Genomic DNA, 23,678 nt, shown 5'->3' on the forward strand with positions numbered 1-23,678 from the left:
CGCAATGACGGGTGTGGCTGAGGCTCGAGCAAAACAACAACAAGGGAGACGTCCCATGAACGACATGGTCCTGCAAAAGCTCGAAGGCGGGCTGCTCACCATCACGATGAATCGCCCGGAGCGGAAGAACGCGCTCAACCCCGACATGGTCGCAGGGCTGGTCGAGGCCGCGCGGCGCGCGGCCGACGATCCCGAAGTGYGCGCGGTGCTGTTCAAAGGCGCAGGCGGCTCGTTCTGCGTCGGCGGCGACGTCAAGTCGATGGCGGCAGGCCGTGCGCCGCTGCCGTTCGAGGTGAAAATGGCGAACCTGCGACGCGGCATGGAGGTCTCGCGCATCCTGCACCAGATGCCGAAGCCCGTGGTGGCGCAGCTCGACGGCGCGGCAGCCGGCGCCGGCCTTTCCATGGCGCTGTCCTGCGACCTGCGCATCGCCAGCGAATCCTGCAAGATCACGACCGCCTTCGCCAAGGTCGGCTTCTCAGGCGACTACGGTGGCACCTATTTTTTGACGCAGCTGCTCGGCAGCGCGCGGGCGCGCGAGCTCTATCTGATGTCGCCGGTGCTGACCGCGAAGGAGGCGCATGCGATCGGCATGGTGACGAAAGTCGTTCCCGACGCCGAGATCGATGCCGCCGCGCACGAGCTCGCGCTGTCGCTGGCGCAGGGCCCATCGATCGCGCTCGGCTTCATCAAGCGCAACATCAACAACGCCGAGCATCTGGCGCTGGAAGATTGCTTCGACGGCGAGGCGATCCATCACACCCGTTGCAGCGACACCGAGGATCACAAGGAAGCCGCGAAGGCCTTTGTCGAGAAGCGCAAGCCGACCTTCAAGGGCGCATGACGATGGCGCCTTATATGCGGCTCCGGCAGATCTGCCTCGTCGCGCCGCAGCTCACGCCTGTGGTCTCCGACATCGCCGGGATCATGGGCCTCGACGTCTGCTACCGCGATGGCAATGTCGCCAAATACGGCCTGGAGAACGCGCTGCTCCCGGTCGACACGATCCTGCTGGAGGTGGTCGCGCCGTTCAAGGGCGGCACCACCGCCGGCCGCTTCATCGAGAAGACCGGCGGCCGCGGCGGCTATATGGCGATCTTCTGCTGCAACGATCCGGACGAACGCGGCCGCAACGCCAATGCGATGGGCGTGCGCACCGCCAACGTGATCGACCACGCGCCCTATCACGGCGTGCAGCTCCACCCCCGCGACTGCCGCGCCGCCTTCATCGAATTCAACCATACCAAAGGCAGCGACGATATTCTGGGGCCGTACCCGCCCGCAGGGCCGGACTGGCAAAAGTTCATCCGCAAGGATGTGACGCAGGCGCTGACGGGCGTGGAGATGCAGAGCCCGGATCCTCAGGGGCTCGCGGAACATTGGGGGAAGATCATCGGGGTCGTACCGAGTGGCGGCGCCGAATTGAAACTGCCCAATGCCACCTTCCATTTCGTGAAGGGCGCCAGCGAGATCATGAGCGCGCTGGAGTTTCAGGTGGCGGATGCCGCAAGCGTGCTGCATGCCGCGAAGGCGAAGGGGCTCGCGGTTGCGGGGAACGAGTTTTTGCTCGGCGGGGTGACGTTCCGGCTTGCGGCTTGAGCGGTTGCCTCACGCACCGCTGTCGTCCCGGACAAGCGAAGCGCAGATCCGGGCCCCATAACCACAGGGAGTGGTTTGGCGAAGACTCGTGTTGACCAGCTTCGCGCCACAACTCCTCCCTGTGGTTATGGGTCCCTGCTTTCGCAGGGACGACAGGGAGGTTGTGGCAACGCCAAAGTAATACGGCGAGACGCCGCCGCAATCACCTTCCCTTAAAATTCGCCGCGCGGCGCTCTTCCGTCGCCTTGACGCCTTCCTTGAAGTCTTCCGTCGCCCGCAAGCGCGTCTGCTCGGCGAGCTCATGATTGGTCGCGGCCATCACGCGGTCGGCGAGGTTGGCGCGCATCGTGGCGCGGGTGGATAGGAGGCCGAGCGGGGARCATTCGGCGATCTCGGCAGCGAGCTTCATCGCGCCGGCCTTCACCTGGTCCTGCGGCACCAGCTCGTTGGCGAGGCCCCACTTCACCGCCTCTTCGCCGGTGACGCGGCGGCTGGTGTAGAACATCAGCTCGGCGTTGTTCTTGCCGATCAGCTCGGGCAGCGTCACGGTCAGGCCGAAGCCAGGATGGAAACCGAGCTTCGTGAAGTTCGCGGAGAAGCGCGCTTCCGGGCAGGTGACGCGGAAGTCGGCCGACACTGCGAGACCGAGCCCGCCGCCGATGGCCGCACCCTGCACGGCCGCGACGATCGGCTTCTTGGCGCGGAAGATACGCACGGCCTGGATGTAGAGATGGTTGATCGGGCCGAGGTTGTCAGCCGGGTCGCCCTTCTTCTCGGCCTCGCGCGCTTCCTGCGCCTGGCGTGCCGGATCGCCAAAATTGGCGCCGGCGCAGAATGCCTTGCCTTGTGCCGACAGCACGGATGCGCGGATCTCGATGTCGCGATCGAACTCGTCGAGCGCATCCGCGATCTGGTTGATCAGCGAGATGTCGAAGAAGTTCAGCGGCGGGCGGCGGATCTCGATGGTGCCGACGTGGCCAACTTTTTCGACGCCGATATCTTTATAGGTGCTCATGACGATCCTCGATTGAATTAGCGCAAACCAAGTCCGCGCGACTAGCGCAGGCCAAGTCCGCGCGCGATGATGCCGCGCAGCACCTCGGTGGTGCCGCCCTGGATGGTGAGTTTCGGTGCGGTCTTGATGGCGAAGTCGAGTTGCCGCTCCAGCGTCTCGCGGTTGGTCGCGGTCTCCTCGACGAAGGCGGCGAGATCGCGCACGCGGTGCGGAAGCTGCTGCTCCCAGACCGTGCCGATGTCCTTGACGATGGAAGCTTCCACCACCGGCTCCTTGCCGGCCTGCAGCATGCCGGCAACCGAGACCGACATGCGCCGCATGGTGTGGAGCTGCGCCACGAGACGGCCGATGCCTTCGGCGCTGCGCGTATCCGGATTGGGGCCGACCGCGCGCACCAGCTCGGTCAGCACGTAATAGGTCTCCAGAAAACGCTCGGGGCCGGAACGCTCATAGGCGAGCTCGCTCGTCGCCTGCTTCCAGGCGCCGTCGACTTCGCCGAGCACATGATCATCGGGCACGAAGAAATCGGTGAAGACGACCTCGTTGAACTCGTACTGACCGGTGATCTGGCCGATCGGGTTCACCTGGATGCCCGGCTGCTTCATCTTGACCAGAAACTGCGTCAGGCCGTGACGGCGGTTTTCCTTGGTCGGCTGCGAGGTCCGGAAGATCGCGATCATGTAGTCGGCGATGTGCGCCGACGAGGTCCAGATCTTGGTGCCGTTGATGAGGTAGCCGCCGTCGGTCTTGGTCGCGCGCGTCTTGGCCGCGAACAGGTCGGAGCCGGAGTTCGGCTCGCTCATGCCGATGGCAAAGCAGATCTCGCCGCGGCAGATGCGCGGCAGGATATCCATCTTGATGTGCTCGGGCGCGTATTTGATCAGCACCGGCCCGCTCTGGCGGTCGGCGACGAAGAAACGCCGCGTCGGCGCGTTGGCGACGCGCATTTCCTCGGTCACCACGTAGCGTTCGAGGAAGGAGCGCTCCTGGCCGCCATATTTCTTCGGCCAGGTCATGCCCAGCCAGCCCTTGGCCCCGACTCGGCGGGAAAATTCCGGCGCGTCGGTGTCTTCGCGGTTGGGCTTGTGCGGATCGAAGGTGCCGGCCGCGATTTCCTCGGCGAGGAAGGCGCGCACTTCCTTGCGCAATTGCTCGCACTTCTCGGGCAGGCGGATCGGATCGAAACGGAGGGCAGCGGTCATTGTTGTCTCGTCCCCTGATCAGCGCGAAGCCACGAGCGGCCACAATTCGTCGGCGCCGCGGTTTGCCACCAGCTTGCCGAGCTCGACGGCCCAATGGCTCTCCGAACCGAAATCATCGCGCCAGGCCAGCGCCCGCAGCGAAAAGCGGTGCAGGATGTGCTCGCTGGTGAAGCCGATGGCGCCGTGCACCTGATGCGCGATGGCGCCGCCTTTCTCCGCGGCTTCCGCGCAGCGGATCTTTGCCGAGGCGGCTTCGAGGTAGACCTCGTCGTCGAATGACTTTGCGCTCGCGATGGCGTCGGCCGCCGACGTCGCGGCCGCAAGCGCCGCGGCGGATTCGCCGGCGAGACGGGCGAGGTTGTGCTGCACGGCCTGAAACTTCGAGATCTTCTTCTCGAACGCGACGCGCTCGTTGGAATAGCGCACGGAGATGTCGAGCATCGCTTCCAGCGCGCCCGCGATCTGAAGGCTGCGCGCGACGCCGCCCATCAGCATGAGCGTGGTCTGGTCGAAGCCCTTCGCGGGCTTGACGGTGACGGGCTGGACCTTGTCGAGCGTCACGGTATCGCTGTGGTCGTAGCCGACGTTGAGTCCGGATTCGATCCGGCCCTTGCTCGCATCGACCAAGGCAATCGAGATACCATCCTTGCCGTGCGCCAGCACCGCAAAGTGCTTCGCCGCCTTGGCAAAGGGCACGCCGCGGGCGCGGCCGGAGAGCGCGCCGTCGGCATCGAGCGTGATGCGGTCCTTCGGGCTCGCCGGCAGCACCGTCATCTCACCTTCCGGTGAGGCGATTTTCGCCTGCGCAAGCAGCCAGCCTGCGAGCATGGTCTCGGCCAGGGGAACCGCGACTGCGAAGCGGCCGGCGGCGTTCAGCAGCGCAAAACCGTCGGCAAGGCTGGCGCCGGAGCCGCCGAGATCGTCAGGCACCCAGGACAAAGGCAAGCCGGCTTCGCTCAGCGCCTGCCACAGCGGCGCCTGCCACGAACCCTTCTTGTCGTTGTTGATGGTCTGCGGATCGGCGAGATCGGCGAAGATTTTCTCCGCGGTCTCGACGACGATATTGTCACTCTCCGCCACAGCGTTCCCCGTGTTTTGCCATTGGCGCGTTCCGCCCGGTCGGTGCGGCGCGCGGTCTCTTCTTGCGCCCGATGATCTGAAAAAGCCATGGCCCTGACAAGCGTTGACCGCAGGCCCATCTGCGGCTCCGGCATGGGCGCAAGAGCTGCTATGGACTAATTCCGCTTAGCGGAGTTTGCTCGATTTGCAGGGCGCGGCAAACTCGCTAAACAGGGCCAGCTGCTTAAGGCTTGCATTCAATCAAGGGGAAGGAAATCCGGATGGCAAAAGACGGCTTGTGCGCAATCGTGACGGGGTCCGCATCCGGACTTGGTGCAGCGACCGCGGAAATTCTCGCGCGGAGCGGGGCGCGGCTCGTCATCAACTATTCCTCGAGCCAGAAGGAAGCCGAGGCCACGGCCGAACTCTGCCGCAAGGCGGGGGCGGCGGAAGTGCTGGTCGCGCAGGGCGACGTCTCGCGCGACGAGGATTGCCGCAAGATCGTCGCGGCAGCCAGCGGCTGGGGCCGGCTCGACGTGCTCGTCAACAATGCCGGCATCACCAAGCATGTTGCGCATGCCGATCTCGATGGATTGTCGGCTGAAGATTTCCAGCGCTTGTACGGCGTCAACACGATCGGCCCGTTCCAGATGGTGCGCGCGGCGCGCAGCCTGCTCGAGGCCGGCGCGAAGGCTTCGGAGCGGCCGTCCGCCGTGGTCAATGTGTCCTCGGTTGCCGGCATCAGCGGCGTTGGCTCGTCGATCGCCTATGCCGCGAGCAAGGGCGCGCTCAACACGATGACGTTGTCGCTGTCGCGCGCGCTGGCGCCGCTGATCCGCGTCAACACGGTGTGTCCCGGCTATATCGACACGCCCTGGTTCACCAAGGGCCGCGGCGAGGCCGGCGCCAAGCAGGTGCGCGACAGCGTGGTGGCGAAGGTGCCGCTGAAGGTCGCTTCATCCGCCAATGACATCGCGCAGCTCGTCTGCTTCCTGGCAACGCCGGCGTCGAGCAACATGACCGGCGAGGTCGTGCGGATGGATGCGGGGATGCATCTGATAACTTAATTCGTCATTGCGAGCGAAGCGAAGCAATCCAGAGAGCGTCCGCGCGGACAGTCTGGATTGCTTCGTCGCAAGGGCTCCTCGCAATGACGGAGTGCGAGGGCGGCGTCGTGCCCGACGTCCCGCACCGCTACCCTTTGATCACGCCGCTCGCGACCAGCCGGTGCCAGATGAACAGCACCACCACCGCGCCGATCGTGGCCATGATGAAGCCGGCGCCCTGGTCGGGGCTATAGTGCCCGATCGCCTGTCCGATGAAGGTCGCAAGAAACGCACCGGCGATGCCGAGGATGGTGGTGAGGATGAAGCCGCTCGGGTTGTTCGGTCCCGGCGCCAGCCAGCGCGCGATGAGGCCGGCGATGAAGCCGACGACGATGATCCACAACAGGCCGCCCATGCTCATGTCAGTGCTCCCCTTCCCGAGAATGCGTAGATCAAGGTTCGATTAAAGCCTGCCCGAGAGCTCGTTCTCGGTCGGCAGCCGTCCGTCCGGCGTCAGGTGGTCGATCACCTGTGGCAGATACTGGCTGAGGCCGGAGAGCAGCTCGTCGCGCGACAGGCCGCTCTGGGCGGACAGGCTTTGGATCTGGTCGGCGCCGAGGGCGCTGGCGAGATCGCCGGGCGCGATCGCCTTGTTCTCGCCCTTGCCGACCCAGGTGCTCGCGGTCTCGCCGTGGCCGCCCTGCTGGAGCTGGTTGAGGAGATCGCCGAGACCGCCGCTGAGCACGGTGCCGGCGGCGCCGCCCGCGAGCAGGCCGCCGAGGCCGCCCTTGAGCAGATCGCTGAGGCCGCCGCTACCACCGGGGCCGCCGGGAACAGCGCTGCTGCCCGTATTGACAGGCGTCGGAGGCGGCAGTGGCGAGCGCTGCTGCGGCGCTGGCGCTGCGTCGGGCTGGCCAGCCGTCAGATGCTTGAAGGCCTTCCAGGCGATCAGGCCGAGCAGCGCCATGGTCATTGGCGACATGCCGCCGGAGGATTGCTCAGAGCTGGGCGTGCTCGGGCCGCGGGGGCCGTTCTGCATGCCGTTGAGGACGTCGAGTAGACCCATGGTGCTCTCCTTTGGCGTTCTCGTCGGCGAGTTCTCGCCGGTGACAGCCCCCGGGGCAAAAACATATGAGGCTCTCATGACGGTTACAAGGCGAATGCACCGCAACCAATGGGCAGCCGGCGTTGCCTCTGCTATCGAGGGCAGGTCATTCAAGGGAGCAAGGTCAGGTGGTTGCGGATCGACCGATCGTGGTGGCCGGCGCGGGCGCCATCGGCTGTTTCGTCGGAGGCCAGCTGGCGGCCGGAGGGCGCCGCGTCGCGCTGCTGGTCAGGCCGCGGGTCAAAACCGAGATCGAGCGGTTCGGCCTGCGGCTGACCGATTTCGACGGCTCCGAGCAGAAGCTCGGCGCGGGCCAGCTCGCGTCGTCGGAGGATCCCGCGATCTTCCACAACGCCGGCATCGTGCTGGTCACGGTGAAGAGCGCCGACACCGCCGATGTCGCGGACCAGATTGCCCGGCACGCGCCGCAGGACGCCGTCATCGTCTCCCTGCAAAACGGCGTCGGCAATGTCGCGGTTCTGCGCGGGCGGCTCGGCGGCCGGCGCGTGCTCGCCGGCATGGTGCCGTTCAACGTGATCGCGATGGGCGAGGGACGCTTCCACCGCTCGACGTCCGGCGACATCCATGTCGGCGCGGATGAGGCGAATACGGCCGCAGCGCTGTCGGTGCCCGGCCTCGCCATGCGCGCAAGCCGTGACATCACCGGCGTGCAATGGGGCAAGCTGATCATCAATTTGAACAATGCGCTCAGCGCGCTGTCCGACATGCCGCTCGCCGCGCAACTGGCGAACCGCGACTGGCGACAACTGTTCGCCGACCAGATGGCCGAAGGCGTGACTGCGATGAAGGCCGCCGGCATCACGCCGGTCTCGGCGACGCCGATCCCGCTGAGGTGGACGCCGACCCTGCTGAGGCTGCCCGATGTGATCTTCAATGCGATCCTGGGGCGCACGATAAAGATCGATCCCGAGGCGCGCTCCTCGATGTGGCAGGACCTGAAGCAGGGCCGCAAGACCGAGATCGACTATCTCCAGGGCGCAGTCATCGCGCTCGCCGAGCAGAACAACGTCGACGTGCCGCTGATGCGCCGTATTGTTGCGCTGATCAAGCAGGCCGAGGCGGCAGGCAATGGTCCGCCGCGGCTGACGCCGCAGCAGATCCGCGGCGTGGCCTGAGGGCGAGCCGGGCGGCGGGAGGAGCAACGATGCGGCGTTATCTGGTGATTGGGCTCGCGCTGGCCGCGCTCTGCGCCGCGTCGACGCTGGCCTACGCAAGGCCACCAACGGTCGTGAGCTCGCCCAGCTATGACAGGCGGTTGCAGGAGAGCAGGTCGCAGTTGGGCAATTCGCCGACGACAGAGCCCACGCGTGCGCCGGTGGTCAAACCGAAGCGCAGCAAGAAGAAGCAGCCGAACTGACGCCACACTCTCGCTGTCGTCCCGGATCAGCGCTCCGCTTGTCCGGGACGACAGCGGAGTTTGCTGCGCGAGAAGCTTACCCCTTCTTCGCCGGCTTGCTTGGCGCCGGGGTGAACAGCTTCTTCAGATCGCTCAAGCTTTCCGACAGCCGCGGCCATTCGCAGGAGAACGAGCCCTTGGTGCAGGGCGCGCCCTTCGGTCGCGGGCTGACGGACTGCTGCACCTTCGGCCGCTCGACCGGGACAGGCACGCGCGCGACCGGGACGGACACGCGCTCGACCTCGGTTCGCAGTGCGACCTGCTGCTGCCGCGCTTGTTCCTGCTGCTCGCGCTGCTGACGCGCGGCAGCTTGGGCGGCTTCATTGCTGCGGCGCTGATTGGCGAGATAGGCAGTGTAGGATTCGTCGATCCTCTTCTGCTCCTCCGGCGTCGGATTGGGACCTGCGATGTCGAAGGTGCGGTCCTGGAGGAAATCGTAGTAGGAATAGCCGCCGCCTGGCTTGCGGCGGCCGGCGAACTTGGCGTTGCAATCGGCAAGCGCAGCCGTCTTCTCGGTCTTGTTCGCGGCCTTCTCGGCGGCGTCGGCGCATTCCTCGAAATCGACCGGCGCGCGCTTCCACCACTGGGCGTGGGCGTGCAACGGCGTCAGCAGAAGAAATCCTGCTGCGGCAACGACTAGCGCCGCACGACGCGATGCAACTACGTCCGACATTCTACGAGAGCATTCCTTGCAAAACTCAACCCGAACTGAGTCGGGTCCGATTTTTGCCCCTTTATCGCCGGCTTGTCACCCGTGGAACTCGGGAATTTCATGACTGCAATGCTGACATTTTTTGCTTGACGTGGCGCGGGAGTCACAGCCGCGCGGCACATGATCGGCTTAGACTTTATTGGTTTGAATTCGAAGGGGAATATCCGTCATGAGAGCGTTGGCCCGTCTCGCCGCAATCACATTGGCGTTCATTTCCAGCCATGCGTTCGCAGCGGACGAGGAGGCGCCCAACCGCAGGCCGGTGAGGGCGATCGCCGACGCGCGGCTCTCGGTCGGCGGCCAGGGAATGCTGCCGCTCTATCTCTCCAGCGACTGGTCGCTGCCGCTGCCGGCGATCTCGCGCGCCATCATCGTGCTGCACGGACGCCTGCGCAATGCCGACGAATATTACATGTCGGCCCATACTGCGCAGGTTGCCGCGGGCGACGACGGCAAGAGCGCGCTGATGATCGTCCCGCAGTTTCTGGCGGAGATCGATATCGACGCGCACAAGCTGCCCGCGGATACGCTGCGCTGGTCGCTGGAGGGGTGGGAGGGCGGCGACGCCGCGCTGGCGCCGAATCCGGTCTCATCCTTCGATGCGCTCGATGCGATCCTCGTAAAACTCTCGGACCGGCGCATCTTCCCGAATCTGAAGCAGGTCGTCGTCGCCGGCCATTCCGGCGGTGGCCAGGTCGCGCAACGCTATGCCATTGCCGGCAAGGGCGAGGCGGCGCTGTCGCGCCAGCATATCGATGTCCGCTACGTCGTCGCCAATCCCTCCTCCTACGCTTATTTCAGCAACACGCGGCCCGTGCCGGCGATCGCCGCATCCTGCCCGGGCTACAACAATTGGAAATACGGCATGGACGGGCGTCCGCCCTATCTTGCGAACGCAACGCCGATAGCGCTGGAGCAGCGCTATGTCGAGCGCGAGGTGATCTATCTGCTCGGCACGCTCGACACCAATCCGAAGCATCCCGCGCTGGACAAGAGCTGCATGGCCGAGGCGCAAGGTCCCACGCGCTACGCCCGCGGCCACGCCTATGCGGATGCGATGGCCAAGCGCGACCGCGGCACGCCCAATCACCGGGTCTGGGACGTCGCCGGGGTCGGCCATGACGGCGACAAGATGCTGACCTCGAAATGCGGCCTCGCGGCGCTGTTCGATATTCCGGGCTGCGGGGCCGAACGCTGATGCGGACGTCTTGAAGGCAGGTCCCTTGAAGCGTTGGCTCCGGCTGTTACACTTCGTCTCGCGACGCCTCATCCTGAGACGACGCCAAGAAGACGAAGTGGAAACACCTGATGCTGCTGCCCCTGTCCGACGTGCCTCGCTGGTATGCTCAACGCAAACCGCAAGGCACGATCGCCGTCCGTCACGGGCAGGACACGCTGACATGGGACGAGCTCGAACGCGGCGCCAATCGGCGCGCGCGGGCGTTCATGGCCAAGGGCGTCAAGCCCGGCGACTTTGTCGCAATCGGTTTGCCTAACGGCAACGCGTTCTTCGAGACCTCGTTTGCGGTATGGAAGTGCGGAGCGACGCCGACCTCGCTGTCGTGGCGGCTGCCGCGCGGCGAAGCCGCCGCGGTGCTCGACATCCTGAAGCCCGCGCTGGTGGTCGGCGGCGAGGCCGACTGGAACGCGCCGAACCGCCTGCCGGCGGATTTCGTGCCGGAAGGTTTTTCGGACGAGCCGCTCGATCCGCCGGTGGCGCGCTACTGGAAGGCCATGACCAGCGGCGGCTCGACCGGCCGGCCAAAGGTGATCCTCGATCATCAGCCGGCCGTGACCGACACGGTCGCCGCGCCGCCGCTCAACATTCCCTTCGGCGTTTCGCTGCTCAATCCCGGTCCGCTCTATCACAATGCGCCGTTCATCGTGTCGCACTACGCGCTGTTCACCGGCGGCCAGCTCACCGGCCTCGTCAAGTTCGACGCCGAGGAGACGCTGCGCCAGATCGCGCGCGAGCGCGTGCAATGGGTCAATTTCGTGCCGACCATGATGCACCGGATCTGGGCGTTGCCGGAGAGCGTGCGCAACGCTTACGACATGTCGAGCCTTCAGACCGTCTTCCACATGGCGGCTCCGATGCCGCCCTGGCTGAAGGAGAACTGGATCGCCTGGCTCGGCCCTGAGCGCGTCTGGGAGCTCTATGGCGGCACCGAGCGCCAGGGCTCCTGCATCATATCAGGCACGGAATGGCTGACGCACAAGGGCTCGGTCGGCAAAATCGGGGAGATGGCGCGCTTGCGCATCGTCGGCAAGGACGGCAACGACGTCGCGCCCGGCGAGACCGGCGAGATCTATTTCCTCAACAATGACGGCAAGGATGCCACCTATCATTATCTCGGCGCCGAGCCGAAGCGCCGCGCGGACGGCTGGGAGTCGCTCGGCGACATCGGCCGGCTGGACGCCGAAGGCTATCTCTATCTCGGCGACCGTCTCGCCGACATGGTGCTGCGCGGCGGCGCCAACATCTATCCAGCGGAGGTCGAGGCTGCGGTCTCTGAGAGCCCTGGCGTGCGCTCCTGCGTCGTCGTGGGATTGCCCGATCCCGAATTGGGCCAGCGCGTGCATGCCATCGTCGAGCCCGAATCTGGCGCGGATGGTCAGGCCATCGCCGACGGCATGGCGGACTTCTTGAAGGACAGGCTGAGCCGCTACAAGCACCCCGAGAGTTTCGAGATCGTCAGCGCGCCACCGCGCGATGATTCCGGAAAAGTTCGCCGCACCCTGTTGCGCGACGAGCGCGCGGCGTGGATGAAGGAAGGGCGCGCCTTTCCGGATTCGGCCGGCGAAGGCGCGGGCGCACGCCGAATAAGAAGAATACAGAAGGACTGAGACATGACGATCACCATCGCAGCGAACAGCGTGCCGAAGCCGCCGGCCGAGATCATTGAGGGCTTCCGCGGTGCGCCAACCTCGGTCATTTCAGACAATCTCGCCCGGCTGCCGGGCGCGGTGGGGCTGAAGCCCTATCATCGCGGCGGCAAGCTGGTGGGGACGGCCTTCACCGTGCGCACGCGTCCCGGCGACAATCTCGCCATCCACCGCGCACTTGAACTGGTCGGTCCCGGCGACGTCATCGTGGTCGACGGCGGCGGCGACGAGACCCGCGCGCTGGTCGGCGAGATCATGAAGAACATCGCGCAGTGGCGCAAAGCCGAGGGCTATGTCATCGACGGTGCGATCCGCGATGTCGCCGCCTTCGCGGCTGACGACTTTCCCTGCTACGCCCGCGCGGTGATCCATCGCGGCCCCTACAAGAACGGCCCCGGCGAAATCAACRTGCCCGTGACGATCGGCGGCAGCGTGATCTCGCCCGGCGACATCGTGGTCGGCGATGAGGACGGCGTGGTGTCGTTCCCCGCCGCCGGCGCCGCGGCGCTGCTGGAAGCCGTCCGCGCCCAGGTCGTGCGCGAGGAGGAGACCATGAAGGCGATCCGCGAGGGCCGCTACCAGGGCTCCTATGGCAAATCCTGATCAGATCAGAATGAAGGGGAGGGCGGCGTGAGCCAGAAGGACGAATTTCACAACATCGACGATGCCAGCGATGGCCTCTTCCGCGAACTCGCGGCGGGTGTGACCACGCGCATCTTCTCCGGCGAGCAGGCGATGCTGTCGGTGGTGACGCTGGCCCCGCATGCGCAAGGCACGCTGCATCATCACCCCGAGGAGCAATGGGGCGTGCTGCTCGACGGCTCCGCCATCCGCGTCCAGGGCGATGAGGAAATTCCGGTAAAGAAGGGCGATTTCTGGCGCACGCCCGGCAATGTGCCACACACGATGCGCGCCGGCCCCGATGGGGCCCGCGTGCTGGACATTTTCAGTCCACCACGGCCAGAATACAAGAAAGCGGGGTCGGGCTTCGGCACGACCTAAGCGCCAAAGAGCAAAAGCCAGGCGCAAAACCAAAGGGGAGGGGACTATGACGATCACACGACGCACGCTGCTGGCAGCGCCCGCTATTCTCGCAATCGCGCCAGCGGTGGCGCAGGCCGGCAAGATTACGCTGGTGGTGCCGTTTCCGCCGGGCGGATCGACCGACGCGATGGCGCGGCTGTTGCAGGCCAATCTGCAGACAAAGCTCAACCGCATCGTCGTGGTCGAGAACAAGTCGGGCGCGGCGGGCGCGCTCGGCGCGGCGCAGGTTGCCAAGAGCCCGCCGGACGGCTCGACGTTCCTGGTCACCTTCGATTCCCACGCGGTGATCCCGTCCATCCTCGACAAGCCGCCGGTCGATGTCGAGCGCGAGCTGATGCCGGTGCTGCTGGTGGGCACCGCGCCCTACGTGATCGCCGCCGGCGCCGGCCGTCCCTACAAGAGCTTTGCCGACGTGGTCGCCGCCTGCAAGTCGACACCCGGCGCGGTGAAATATGCCTCCGTCGGCATCGGCACGCTCGGCCATCTCGCCATGACGGTGCTCGGCACCAAGGCCGGCGTCGAGATCATGCACGTGCCCTATCGCGGCGGCGGCCCGGCGATGAACGACGTGCTCGGCGGCCATGTCGATCTGATCGCGGGATCGGCGGCGCTGGTCTCGGCCCAGCTCGGCACCAACATGCTGCGGCCGATCCTGCAACTCGGCCGCGAGCGCCTGCCGGCGCTGCCGGATACGCCGACTGCGATCGAGGCGGGCTTTCCGGACTTCGAGACGCTCGCCTGGTGGGGCATCTTCGCGCCCGCGGGCACGCCGCCCGACATCGTTTCGGCCATGGCGACGGCGTCCAAGGAGATCCTGAGCGAGCCCGCGACCGCCGCGCAGCTCAAGGAGACGCAGCAGATGACGCTGCTGCTCCAGGATGGCGCCGCCTTCAAGACCTTCTTCGACAAGCAGGTCGCCTATTGGGGCAAGGTGGTGAAGGACAACAATATCAAGGCGTAAGAGGCCTCTTCCCGGGATTGCCATCCCGGGTCCAGTGCGCTCGCACGGGCTTGAGCGTCAGAGCATCTTGCCGACGATCTTTGTCATATCTGCCGCCGAAAACGCGCGCAGCGTTTCGGTGCGGACATTGCCGAGTGCGCTGAGACTAAGGCTGAGCGACATCGCGGCAGCCTCATCTGGAGCCTCGAGAACGGTTACAATGTCATATCGTCCCTGCGTCCAGACAATCTCTTTCACGGTCACGCCGAACGTTTTGGCCATCTCCTTGAAGGCGTCGGCCCGCTTCGGCGAGTCCTTGACGTTGCGGACTCCCTGATCAGTGAAGTTCGCCAGCACGACATAGGTTACCATGGTCGTCCTCCCTGGTTAGAACCCAGATCCAATTCTCGCTTGAGGCAACCGCGCCGAGCTTGCCACGGCGACTGAGACAGCGCTACTGCGCGTTGGGAACGTCAGCGGATGTGACTTATTCGGTCAGGACAACGGCCGCGCGAAACTGAGCTCATGGCCGTCGGCGTCGGTGAGATGGAAGTAGCGCTCACCCCATTCTGCATCGCGCGGCGTGGTCGACGGCTGCCATCCGGCCGCGCGTGCGCGCTCGTAGGTCCCGTCGACATCGGCGACGTAGAAGATGATGCGGCCCCACCAGGACCAGCGCTTGTCGTCCGGCTGCGCCGTCAGGTTGAGATAGCCGGTGCCGGCGCGAAAGCTGGTGAATGCAGCGGCTTCGCCGCCATACAGGAGCTCAAACCCCAGCGAACGGTAGAAGTGCACGGCGCGCCCCATGTCATGCGTGCCGAGCGTGATGGCGCTGATGCTTTCGATCATGTGATCTGCTCCGCCGAGAGGCGCCTGGAAGCGATTGTATAGCCGCCCCGTTCAGGTTGACGATGGTCTGGCCCGCCTGACGGCTGGCGAACCGCATTTTGCTCTGCTATGACGGGATCGAACCCGTACCAGCGGGTTCCGCGGTCCCGTAGCTCAGCCGGATAGAGCGGCGGTTTCCTAAACCGTAGGTCGCATGTTCGAGTCATGCCGGGATCGCCATTTGCCGCGCGTCGCCATGGGCGTGTAGTGCCAATACCCCACTAATCGTTTTTCTATCGTGACGTGTACCTACGTCGGGTAGAATACGGCGAGTGCGGGGGCGTTGGCATGACGGATTTATGGTACTACGCGGACGGCGGGCAGCAGCGCGGCCCGATCTCGATTTCGGAACTCCTTACGCTCCTCGCTCGTATCGCCGATCCTCGGCGTGTGATGGTCCGGCGGCACGGCTTCGAGGATTGGAAGCCGGTCGAGGAGGTGCACCAGATCGCGCAGCAGCTTCTTCAATCGCCGCCGCAAGAGCCGGCATCGCCACCGGCGGCCGCTGTTCGGGAGCCCGCCGTTCTCGCCGAGGACGCTACTGCCTTCAAAGATGTCCGGCGCGAGATGACCGGCATCAGCGGTTGGCTCGCGCTTCTCGCGTTCGGCCAGGTGATGGGCATCCTGCGCCTGATCTTCAACGTCGGACAATATGTGCAATCGATCGACGACAAAGTCTGGACTTACTTTCCCACGGTGATCTGGAGTGAAATGCTGATAAACGCGGCCATGATCGGCTTCGCGATCTGGACAACGGTGCTCCTGTTCAGACACTCCTACAGGTTTCCAGCCTTCTTCATCGTACAAATGATCTGCGCGGTGCTGATGCCGCTCGTCGATCTCCTCTGCGTCGCATCGTTTTTTTCCGCCGCCCTCAATCGCCCGTTCAACGATTTTTTCATCGTCGAACCTCGACAGGTCGGACAAGCGGTTGTCGGTGCAATCAGTGCCACGATTTGGATAACGTACGTCCTTCGCTCCCGCAGGGTCGCGAATACGTTCACGAAGTAGACCCGCCTTATGACGCGCGTGGCGGAGGGGCTGTTCTCCTGGTTTTCCTGCCCGTCAAGTCCCCAATAAAAAAGGGACCAGGCTGCCCAGTTGCGAATTGTTCGGGCCGTGCGTCGTCAGCAATCTCAGGGATTCCCAAGGTGCCGGCGAGCACGGCTCGAAGATGTCATCCCATCGAGCTATGGGCAGGGGTGTCGCTTGCCATCGTAGCCGAGATACGTTCCCGAAGCCGGGTCGTACGAGCGATATTTTTGTTCGCAATAGGACGAGCCATCAGCAGAGTCGTCGTAATCGCCGTAGAAGCCGTCGTCGTAGCCGCCATAGTAAGGCCAGCCCGAATAGGCGCCCAATGCGTAGGCGCCGCCAAGGCCAAGACCCCCGCCGTAAGCCCATGCGTGGCGGTAGCGATGCCGGAACCCGGCATGATGGAATTGACCGCCATGGAAGCCGCCGGCGGCCCGGAAGTGACCAACTCCGCCGTGGAAGCCTCCGCCGCCTCCGAAGTGCCCGCCACCGTGAAATCCGCCGCCGCCTCCGAAATGTCCGCCACCGCCCCCATGTCCACCGCCCCCATGTCCGCCGCCGCGCGCAGAGGCAGCCGCTCCCGGCGCCAAGGCTGCGCAAAGGGCGATCACGCCAAGCAATTTCAGTCGTTCCATCGTTTTTCTCCAGCTACATGATGTCGGCCACGTCTCAACCTTTGCCGGACACTCATTGGTCCGAGACCTGCCGATGACTCCATGTTTGCCGGATGCGCTCTCGCCGTCTTTTCAATAGGCCGCGGATGTTTCAGCTTCGCACGTGTCTTCCCGGGATCGCCATTTTGTCATGGGCAATCGTCGCTGTTTGCCATACTCGTCGGCGCAAAAATTGCTAGAAGCGAAAGACTTTCTTCCTGGCCTTGCCGACGTGCCGGCCACGCCTCGCTGCCCTATCCGGAGATAACAATGCCTTTCGATTTGATCCTGCGCGGCGGCCGTGTGGTCGACCCGTCCCAGAAGCTCGATGCGGTGACCGATGTCGCCTTTGCGGGCGGCAAGGTCGCCGCCATYGGCACCGGGCTCAAGGCCGATCCGGGCACCGATGTGCGCGACGTCTCGCGTTACATCGTGACGCCGGGGCTGATCGATCTGCACACCCATGTCTATTGGGGCGGCACCTCGCTCGGCATCGATGCCGAGGAATTCTGCCGCCTCTCCGGCGTCACCACGGCGGTCGACACCGGTAGCGCCGGTCCGGGCAATTTCGCGGGCTTCCGCAAGCACGTGATCGAGCCGAGCCAGGTCCGCATCCTCGCCTATCTGCACGTCTCGCATGCCGGCATCTTCGGCTTCTCGCACCGGATCATGGTCGGGGAGAGCGAGGAGTTGCGGCTGATGAATCCGATCGAGGCGGCCAAGGTGGCCGATGCCAACCGCGACCTCATCGTCGGCATCAAGGTGCGCGTGGGGCTGCACTCCTCGGGCACGTCGGGGATCGTGCCGCTCGACATCGCGCTCGAGGTCGCGAACGAGGTCGGCATGCCCCTGATGGCGCATATCGACCATCCGCCGCCGAGCTACGAGGAAGTGCTGGGCCGCCTGCGTCCGGGCGACGTGCTGACCCATGCGTTCCGTCCCTTCCCCAATACGCCGGCGACCGCGCAAGGCACGGTGAAGAAGGCGGTGCTGGACGCGCGCGAGCGCGGCGTGCTGTTCGATATCGGCCACGGCAAGGGCTCGTTCGCCTTCAAGACCGCGCGCGCGATGCTCGCCAACGGCTTCTATCCCGACACCATCTCTTCCGACATCCATCAGCTCTGCATCGACGGCCCGGCCTTCGACCAGGTCACGACCATGTCAAAATTCCTGTGCATGGGCATGGAGCTGTCGGACGTGATCGCGGCCTCGACGGAGAATGCCGCGATGGCACTGCGCCGGCCCGAACTCGGCAGCCTCAAGCCGGGCAGCGTCGGCGACGCCACGCTTGTTACGGTCAGGCAGGGCCAGTTCGACTATGAGGACGTCGTCGGCGAGCACCTGATCGGGGATCGCAAGATCGTCTCCGAAGGCGTCGTGATCGGCGGCCGCTGGTGGCATCCGAATTAGGGCTTTGCCTCTTCCCGTGAGAACGGGGAGAGGAAGCTACTCGTTCTTGTCCACATTCCAGAACATCGGCGTCGCCGGGCCGTCGATCACGCCGGTGAGCGATTTGCGCCAGGCGCTCGGCGCCTGGAACTGGCCGAGCGGGACGTAGATCACCTGGTCGTAGGCTTCCTTCTGCACCTCAAGCGCGATCTTCTTGCGCTCCTCGGGCGAGGTCGCGCGGGCAAAGGAATCGCGCAACTCCTCGAGCTTGGGGTCCTCGGACCAGCCGTACCAGCCGCCACTCGTGCCCTTGCCGACCATCGGGACGTTGACCAGCGGGTTCAAGGAGTCGGCGGCGCCCTGGTAGGTAAAGAACATGTTCCAGCCACCTTCCTTCGGCGGCTTCTGGATTGCCCGGCGGGTGACCACGGTCTGCCAGTCCATCGCCTGCAGATCGACCTTGAAGCCGGCGTCGCGCAACAGCTGTGCGACCACGACCGGCTGCGCCTTCAGCAGGATCTGATCGGTCGGCGCCAGGATCACCACGGGCGTGCCGTCATAACCGGCCTCGGCCAACGCCTTCCTGGCGTCCGCCATGCCGTTGCCCTTGATCAGGGTCTCGCCGCCGGCGTCGCTGGCGAGCGGCGTGTCGCAGATGAAGAACGCGCCGCACAGCTTGTAGTATTTGGGATTGCCAATTTGCGCGTCGAGCACGTCCTTCTGGTTGATCGCCAGCATCGCGGCGCGGCGGATCTTCACATTGTCGAATGGCGGATGCAGAAAATTCATCCGGCCGAACGACTGGAAGCCGAACTTGTTCAGGATGGATACGTTGATGTCCGGATTGGACTCGAGCGCGGGCAGCATGTCGAACGGCGGCGTCTCGACGAAATCGACATCGCCTGACTGCAGCGCGTTGAGCGCGGTCTGCGCGTCCGGCATCGTGATCCACTCGACCCGGTCGACCTTGGCCACCTTGCCGCCCGAGGTCCATTCGGCCGGCTCCTTGCGCGGCACATAGGCGGTGTTCTTTTCGTAGACGGCCTTTACGCCGGGCTGGAATTCGGCCGCGACGAATTTGAACGGGCCGGAGCCGATCTGCTCGGGAATCTGCTTGGTGATCGGGGTCTCCGCAAGCCGCTTGGGCATCATGAAGGCGCAGACCGACGATGGCTTGGCGATCGTCTCCAGCACCAGGCCATAGGGCTCCTTCAGCTTGAAGACGATTGTTTTGGTGTCCGCGGCTTCGATACCGGCCGTGAAGTCCATCAGCTTGCGCGCCATGCCGTCGACGCTCGTACCCCAGCGCTTCAGCGAGGCGACGCAATCCTCGGCCGTCACCGGTGCACCGTCATGCCACTTCAGGCCGTCGCGCAAGGTGAAGGTGTAGGTCAGCTTGTCCGCGGACACCGTCCAGTCGGCCATCTGCGGCTGCACCTTGAAGCTGGAATCGATGCCAAGCAACGTATCGTAGACCATGTAGCCATGGTCGCGGGTGATGATGGCTGTCGTGAAGCCAGGGTCGGTGACGCGAAGGTCCGATTGCATCACCGCGCTCAGGGTCTTCTTTCCGGTCGCGGCAGATACAACCGAGGTCCAGGCCAGAGGAAGTGCCGATGGCGCAACAGCCGCAAGCTGAAGCAGTTTCCGTCGCGAGACGTGAACCATTCGCTTCTCCTGACTTGACGCAAAACGAAACCAGATGGCGGTTGCCGAACACGGGCAGCGTATGGCGGGGAGCCACACGTGACAAGCAGGGGTTGCTTCTACCGATCTGGATTCGTCAGCGGACAAGCAAGGGCTGTGCCGCCGAAGCCGGCGGTAGGAGCAATCGTCGAAAGTCGTCGCGCTCTTGACGGACGCTGCTCAGTCGCGCCCCGCCTCCATGATCGCCTTGGCCAGCCGCGCCGGATCGGAGAAGCAGAGCTCGTGGCTTCCCGGCACCTGCACCAGACGGAACAGGCCGAGCTTCTCCGAGAGCCGCGGATGCCAGGGATGGCTGTGCGGCATCGCGACGTCCTCGGTGCAGTTGATATAGGACTTTGCCAGCGGCATCTCCGCCGGATTGGTCTTGAGCGCGATCTTGTCGGTGAAAGTCGCGAACGGATGCGGGTTGAGCACGTCATAGGCGCGCTGCGCGGTCTCGAGATCGGCATCGTTGATGAAGGCTTCGCGCCAGATCGGGAAGGGCAACACCACAGAGCTGTCGCCGCGTTCGGCCGCGATGGCATCGAACAGCCCGATAAAGTGCGGCGGCACCATGTCGTTGAGGCATTCGCCGTTGTTGGGCACGAAGGCATTCCAATACACCAGGCGGCGAATGCGCTCGGGCGCGAGGTCGGCGACGCCGGTGATGATCATGCCGCCATAGGAATGGCCGAGCAGGACGATGTCCTTCAGATTGTTTTCGGCGAGATAGTCGGCAATCGACTGGATCGCGTCCTTCAGCCCGGTCGTCTTGGCATCGCCGGGGCGATTGCCCTTGATTGTCGGCGTATAGACCTTGTGGCCGGCGGCGCGGATCGGGGCCGCGACGGGTTCGAACTCGGCACCGGTGTGCCAGGCGCCATGGACGAGAACGTAGGTCGACATGTTGTAGCTGCTCCCGAGGGTGTGGTTAGATCGGCATGACGTGGGTCCTTTGCGGCGCTCGCGAGGCGCGGCGGACAATTCTTGTTGTGCGAAGTGTGAACCGGCCGGCCATTTTCCGCTTGGCTGGCGCTGAACCGGATTGGTCTCGGAGCGAACTGATGGAGCAGGTCAATCCCGTAAGCCGGCCGCGGCACGTCATCTGGAACACCGCAGTGACCCCGCCGGACGAGCAGTTTTCCTATTACCGCGAGGCGATCTGCCAGGCATTCATGAACCTGACGCCGGAGTCGGCGACGACGTCACGCTTCCCTGCCAAGGTGGAGACGATCGGGCTCGGCGCCGGCGCAATCAACCGGGTGATGTTTCCCGAGCATACCGTCAATCGCTCGCGCGCCGATATCGCAGCATCGACCGAGAGCTGCTTCTATCTCAATTTCAAGCTCGCCGGGCGCTGCCGCATGCTCCAGGGCGACAGCGAGGTCAGCTTGTCGCGCGGCCAGGTCGGCATCGTCGACAGCGACCGCGTGGTGACGTTGCTGCACGATCGCGGTCCGATGCTGGAGGTCGCTTCGTTCTGGGTGCCGTCGCGCGCCCTGCGCGACCGGCTGCCGCCGTCGTTCGATTTCAGGGCCGAGCGCGTCTCCGACGATCCCCATGTCGGTCACCTCATCGTCGAGACCGCGCGCTCCCTCAACGCCGGCGCATTGCGGATGGCGGAAGAGGACAGCATTCGGCTGTTCGACGTGCTGCTCGATCTCGTTGCGCTCAGCCTGTCGCGCCGCTCGCGGGCGCAGACGGCGGAAGCCGCAAGCTTTGCAGACGCGACCGTGCTGGCGCTGCGCCGCGCCATTCACGAGCGGCTGCGCGAGCCGGGACTGACGGTCGCAGCGGTCGCCGGCTCCGTCGGCATCAGCGAGCGCTATGTCCACAAGCTGTTCGAACGCTCCGGCACGACATTTTCGGACTACGTGATCGATCGCCGCCTCGTGGGCGCGGCGGCCGACCTGAAGGATCCGGCATCGGGCGGCCGCGCGATCGGCACCATCGCCTTCGACTGGGGCTTCTCCGATCTCTCCCACTTCGCGCGGCGCTTCAAGCAGCGCTTCGGCTGCCGCCCACGCGATTGGCGTGCGCGATGAACAGAGCTACAGCGACCTCGCGATCAGCAGCTTCATGATCTCGTTGGTGCCGCCATAGATCTTCTGGATGCGGGAATCGATGAAGATGCGGGAGATCGGGTATTCCTGCATGTAGCCGTAGCCGCCGAACAGCTGGAGGCATTCGTCGGCGGTCTGGACCTGCTTGTCCGAGCACCAGTATTTCGCCATCGACGCCGTGACGGTGTCGAGATCCCCGGCGACGAGGCGCTCGATGCACCAGTCGACGAAGACGCGCGCGATCATCGCTTCGGTCTTGCGCTCGGCGAGCGTGAAGGCGGTGTTCTGGAAATCCATCAGCGGCTTGCCGAACGCCTTCCGCTCCTTGGTGTATTCGGTGGTGAGCCTGACCGCGCGCTCCATCGAGGCGACCGCGCCGACCGCAAGCGCGAGGCGCTCCTGCGGCAATTGCTGCATCAGCTGGACAAAACCCTGGCCTTCCTCCTTGCCGAGCAGGTTTTCCGGCGGCACCGTGACGTTGTCGAAGAACAGTTCTGACGTGTCGGAGGCGTGCAGGCCGATCTTGTCGAGGTTGCGCCCGCGCTTGTAGCCGTCCGCGCCTGATGTCTCGACCACGATCAGCGAAATGCCCTTGGCACCCACATCGCCGGTGCGCGCGACCACGACGACGAGATCGGCAGCCTGGCCGTTGGTGATGAAAGTCTTCTGGCCGTTGATGACGTAGGAATTGCCCTGCTTCTTCGCGGTGGTCTTGACGGCCTGCAGGTCCGAGCCGGTGCCGGGCTCGGTCATGGCGATGGAACCGACCATCTCGCCGGAAGCCATCTTCGGCAGCCAGCGCTTCCTCTGCTCCTCCGAGCCGTAATTGAGGATGTAGTGCGCGACGATGGCGCTGTGCACGGAAACGCCGGTGGTGAGCTCCGGCACCGTGCTTTCGAGATCGTCCAGCACGGCGGCGTCATAGGCGAAGGTGGGGCCGAGGCCGCCATATTCCTCCGGCACGCTGGCCAGCAGCGCGCCCATCTCGCCGAGCCCGCGCCAGGCGAAGCGGTCGACCATCTTCTGCTCGCGCCATTTCTCGGCATGCGGCGCCAGATCCTTGGCCAGATATTTCCGGAACTGGTCGCGGAAGATTTCGAGCTCTTCGGTCATCCAGGAGGAGCGGTAGGACATGGTCACCTCGGTCAATGCGGCTTTCCGGCTTGGTAGGCTGGTCGGCGGCGGCAATTATTGTGTTTTCAGGCTGCGCCGGTGACGCTACCAAGGCGGCCGGAAAACGCGTCCGTCGGGATGGCTGATTGTGGCGACCAAAACCAAAGAGCTCAAGCTCGACATCGAGCGCATCGGCACGGTCTCGGCGATCCTGACGCAGCCGGACAATGCGCGCGCCTGCTACGTCCTGGCGCACGGCGCGGGCGCGGGCATGCGGCATGCATCCATGGACAAGATTGCGGAGGGCCTCGCGGATCGCGGCATCGCGACGTTCCGCTTCAATTTTCCCTACATGGAAAACAAGCAGGGGCGTCCCGACCAGCCAGCGGTGGCGCACGCCGCCATCCGCGCGGCGGTCGAGGAGGCGGCGCGGCTTTGCTCCGGAATGAAGCTTGTCGCCGGCGGAAAATCCTTCGGCGGGCGCATGACCTCGCAGGCGCAGTCCAAGGCGCCGCTGCCTGACGTCAAAGGGCTCGCCTTCCTCGGCTTTCCCCTGCACGCCGACAAGAAGCCGTCGACGGAGCGCGCCGAGCACCTGGCCCATGTCGAGATCCCGATGCTGTTCCTGCAAGGCACGCGCGACGGGCTTGCCGATCTCGACCTCCTCAAGCCCGTGATTGCGCAGCTCGGCCCGAAGGCGACGCTGCACGAGGTCGCCGGCGGCGATCATTCCTTTGCGGTGCTGAAGAAGTCCGGCCGGACCAATGAAGAGGCCCTCACAGAGGTGCTCGATACGCTGGCGGCCTGGATCGACGGGCTCGCTTAA

General features: G+C 64.9%; 25 protein-coding genes, 1 tRNA gene and 1 pseudogene. 15 read left to right on the plus strand and 12 right to left on the minus strand.

Annotated elements, in window-relative coordinates; all coding sequences use genetic code 11:
• Positions 1-55 precede the first annotated feature (55 nt).
• Positions 56-844 carry an enoyl-CoA hydratase gene (locus AB4Z51_RS00625; RefSeq protein ID WP_441496808.1) on the plus strand — a complete coding sequence of 263 codons (789 nt, stop codon included), beginning with the start codon at positions 56-58 and terminating at the stop codon, positions 842-844.
• A 2-nt stretch (positions 845-846) separates the two neighbouring features.
• Positions 847-1,599 carry a hypothetical protein gene (locus tag AB4Z51_RS00630; RefSeq protein ID WP_441496809.1) on the plus strand — a complete coding sequence of 251 codons (753 nt, stop codon included), beginning with the start codon at positions 847-849 and terminating at the stop codon, positions 1,597-1,599.
• 202 nt (positions 1,600-1,801) lie between these two features.
• On the opposite strand, the gene AB4Z51_RS00635 is transcribed toward AB4Z51_RS00630, so the two are convergent.
• From AB4Z51_RS00635 to AB4Z51_RS00645, 3 genes are read right to left on the minus strand one after another with little or no spacing between them, the layout of a single operon-like run.
• Positions 1,802-2,614 carry an enoyl-CoA hydratase/isomerase family protein gene (locus AB4Z51_RS00635; RefSeq protein WP_063980654.1) on the minus strand — a complete coding sequence of 271 codons (813 nt, stop codon included), beginning with the start codon at positions 2,612-2,614 and terminating at the stop codon, positions 1,802-1,804.
• Between the two features lie 41 nt (positions 2,615-2,655).
• Positions 2,656-3,816, minus strand: a complete 1,161-nt coding sequence (locus AB4Z51_RS00640; RefSeq protein WP_008133127.1) for an acyl-CoA dehydrogenase family protein — start codon at positions 3,814-3,816, stop codon at positions 2,656-2,658.
• Positions 3,817-3,834: 18 nt separating this feature from the next.
• Positions 3,835-4,896, minus strand: coding sequence for an acyl-CoA dehydrogenase family protein (locus AB4Z51_RS00645; protein WP_441496810.1), 1,062 nt, complete (start codon positions 4,894-4,896; stop codon positions 3,835-3,837).
• Positions 4,897-5,156: 260 nt separating this feature from the next.
• Between AB4Z51_RS00645 and AB4Z51_RS00650 the strand changes: the two genes are divergently transcribed.
• Positions 5,157-5,942 (plus strand): SDR family NAD(P)-dependent oxidoreductase, encoded by a 786-nt coding sequence (locus AB4Z51_RS00650; protein WP_038934418.1) that lies wholly within the window; start codon positions 5,157-5,159, stop codon positions 5,940-5,942.
• A 127-nt stretch (positions 5,943-6,069) separates the two neighbouring features.
• Here AB4Z51_RS00650 and AB4Z51_RS00655 read toward each other — a convergent pair whose 3' ends face one another.
• A complete protein-coding gene (locus AB4Z51_RS00655) occupies positions 6,070-6,342 on the minus strand; it encodes a GlsB/YeaQ/YmgE family stress response membrane protein (protein ID WP_080586664.1) in 273 nt (90 codons plus the stop codon).
• Positions 6,343-6,384: 42 nt separating this feature from the next.
• Positions 6,385-6,987, minus strand: a complete 603-nt coding sequence (locus AB4Z51_RS00660) for a YidB family protein (RefSeq protein ID WP_441496811.1) — start codon at positions 6,985-6,987, stop codon at positions 6,385-6,387.
• Positions 6,988-7,154: 167 nt separating this feature from the next.
• Between AB4Z51_RS00660 and AB4Z51_RS00665 the strand changes: the two genes are divergently transcribed.
• Positions 7,155-8,162 (plus strand): 2-dehydropantoate 2-reductase, encoded by a 1,008-nt coding sequence (locus AB4Z51_RS00665; RefSeq protein ID WP_441496812.1) that lies wholly within the window; start codon positions 7,155-7,157, stop codon positions 8,160-8,162.
• A gap of 29 nt (positions 8,163-8,191) precedes the next feature.
• A complete protein-coding gene (locus tag AB4Z51_RS00670; RefSeq protein WP_441496813.1) occupies positions 8,192-8,404 on the plus strand; it encodes a hypothetical protein in 213 nt (70 codons plus the stop codon).
• Positions 8,405-8,480: 76 nt separating this feature from the next.
• On the opposite strand, the gene AB4Z51_RS00675 is transcribed toward AB4Z51_RS00670, so the two are convergent.
• Entirely contained in the window at positions 8,481-9,116 is a 636-nt protein-coding gene (locus tag AB4Z51_RS00675; RefSeq protein WP_441496814.1) for a hypothetical protein, read from the minus strand.
• A gap of 208 nt (positions 9,117-9,324) precedes the next feature.
• On the opposite strand from AB4Z51_RS00675, the gene AB4Z51_RS00680 reads away from it, so the two are divergent.
• The 5 genes and pseudogenes from AB4Z51_RS00680 (at position 9,325) to AB4Z51_RS00700 (ending at position 14,046) form a co-directional block, all read left to right on the plus strand.
• A complete protein-coding gene (locus tag AB4Z51_RS00680) occupies positions 9,325-10,353 on the plus strand; it encodes an alpha/beta hydrolase (RefSeq protein WP_441496815.1) in 1,029 nt (342 codons plus the stop codon).
• Between the two features lie 110 nt (positions 10,354-10,463).
• Positions 10,464-11,982, plus strand: a pseudogene (locus AB4Z51_RS00685) (AMP-binding protein).
• Between the two features lie 23 nt (positions 11,983-12,005).
• Positions 12,006-12,644: an RraA family protein gene (locus AB4Z51_RS00690; RefSeq protein ID WP_441496816.1), complete on the plus strand. Its 639-nt coding sequence runs from the start codon at positions 12,006-12,008 to the stop codon at positions 12,642-12,644.
• Positions 12,645-12,671: 27 nt separating this feature from the next.
• Positions 12,672-13,043 (plus strand): dimethylsulfonioproprionate lyase family protein, encoded by a 372-nt coding sequence (locus tag AB4Z51_RS00695; protein ID WP_035708285.1) that lies wholly within the window; start codon positions 12,672-12,674, stop codon positions 13,041-13,043.
• 46 nt (positions 13,044-13,089) lie between these two features.
• Positions 13,090-14,046, plus strand: a complete 957-nt coding sequence (locus tag AB4Z51_RS00700) for a tripartite tricarboxylate transporter substrate-binding protein (RefSeq protein ID WP_441496817.1) — start codon at positions 13,090-13,092, stop codon at positions 14,044-14,046.
• 57 nt (positions 14,047-14,103) lie between these two features.
• Here AB4Z51_RS00700 and AB4Z51_RS00705 read toward each other — a convergent pair whose 3' ends face one another.
• Entirely contained in the window at positions 14,104-14,397 is a 294-nt protein-coding gene (locus AB4Z51_RS00705) for a GYD domain-containing protein (protein WP_085399163.1), read from the minus strand.
• Positions 14,398-14,520: 123 nt separating this feature from the next.
• Complete coding sequence (locus AB4Z51_RS00710; protein WP_441496818.1) at positions 14,521-14,874, minus strand: VOC family protein; 354 nt, start codon at positions 14,872-14,874, stop codon at positions 14,521-14,523.
• A gap of 142 nt (positions 14,875-15,016) precedes the next feature.
• Between AB4Z51_RS00710 and AB4Z51_RS00715 the strand changes: the two genes are divergently transcribed.
• Together AB4Z51_RS00715 and AB4Z51_RS00720 are read left to right on the plus strand one after the other, a co-directional pair.
• Positions 15,017-15,093 (plus strand) — tRNA-Arg (locus tag AB4Z51_RS00715).
• A gap of 108 nt (positions 15,094-15,201) precedes the next feature.
• Entirely contained in the window at positions 15,202-15,924 is a 723-nt protein-coding gene (locus AB4Z51_RS00720) for a DUF2569 family protein (RefSeq protein WP_441496819.1), read from the plus strand.
• A gap of 179 nt (positions 15,925-16,103) precedes the next feature.
• Here AB4Z51_RS00720 and AB4Z51_RS00725 read toward each other — a convergent pair whose 3' ends face one another.
• Positions 16,104-16,583 (minus strand): BA14K family protein, encoded by a 480-nt coding sequence (locus tag AB4Z51_RS00725; protein WP_441496820.1) that lies wholly within the window; start codon positions 16,581-16,583, stop codon positions 16,104-16,106.
• Positions 16,584-16,871: 288 nt separating this feature from the next.
• On the opposite strand from AB4Z51_RS00725, the gene AB4Z51_RS00730 reads away from it, so the two are divergent.
• Complete coding sequence (locus AB4Z51_RS00730) at positions 16,872-18,011, plus strand: amidohydrolase/deacetylase family metallohydrolase (RefSeq protein WP_441496821.1); 1,140 nt, start codon at positions 16,872-16,874, stop codon at positions 18,009-18,011.
• 36 nt (positions 18,012-18,047) lie between these two features.
• On the opposite strand, the gene AB4Z51_RS00735 is transcribed toward AB4Z51_RS00730, so the two are convergent.
• Positions 18,048-19,658 (minus strand): ABC transporter substrate-binding protein, encoded by a 1,611-nt coding sequence (locus AB4Z51_RS00735; RefSeq protein ID WP_441496822.1) that lies wholly within the window; start codon positions 19,656-19,658, stop codon positions 18,048-18,050.
• A gap of 198 nt (positions 19,659-19,856) precedes the next feature.
• Positions 19,857-20,582: an alpha/beta fold hydrolase gene (locus AB4Z51_RS00740; RefSeq protein WP_135215897.1), complete on the minus strand. Its 726-nt coding sequence runs from the start codon at positions 20,580-20,582 to the stop codon at positions 19,857-19,859.
• A gap of 158 nt (positions 20,583-20,740) precedes the next feature.
• Here AB4Z51_RS00740 and AB4Z51_RS00745 point away from each other — a divergent pair, with 158 nt between their 5' ends.
• Positions 20,741-21,721: a helix-turn-helix domain-containing protein gene (locus AB4Z51_RS00745; protein WP_441496823.1), complete on the plus strand. Its 981-nt coding sequence runs from the start codon at positions 20,741-20,743 to the stop codon at positions 21,719-21,721.
• A 6-nt stretch (positions 21,722-21,727) separates the two neighbouring features.
• Here the strand turns inward: AB4Z51_RS00745 and AB4Z51_RS00750 are convergent, their stop codons facing one another.
• A complete protein-coding gene (locus AB4Z51_RS00750) occupies positions 21,728-22,873 on the minus strand; it encodes an acyl-CoA dehydrogenase family protein (RefSeq protein WP_441496878.1) in 1,146 nt (381 codons plus the stop codon).
• A 127-nt stretch (positions 22,874-23,000) separates the two neighbouring features.
• Here AB4Z51_RS00750 and AB4Z51_RS00755 point away from each other — a divergent pair, with 127 nt between their 5' ends.
• Positions 23,001-23,678 (plus strand): alpha/beta hydrolase family protein, encoded by a 678-nt coding sequence (locus tag AB4Z51_RS00755; protein WP_441496824.1) that lies wholly within the window; start codon positions 23,001-23,003, stop codon positions 23,676-23,678.

The sequence above is a fragment of the Bradyrhizobium sp. 2TAF36 genome (assembly GCF_052114925.1).
Lineage (GTDB): Bacteria > Pseudomonadota > Alphaproteobacteria > Rhizobiales > Xanthobacteraceae > Bradyrhizobium > Bradyrhizobium barranii.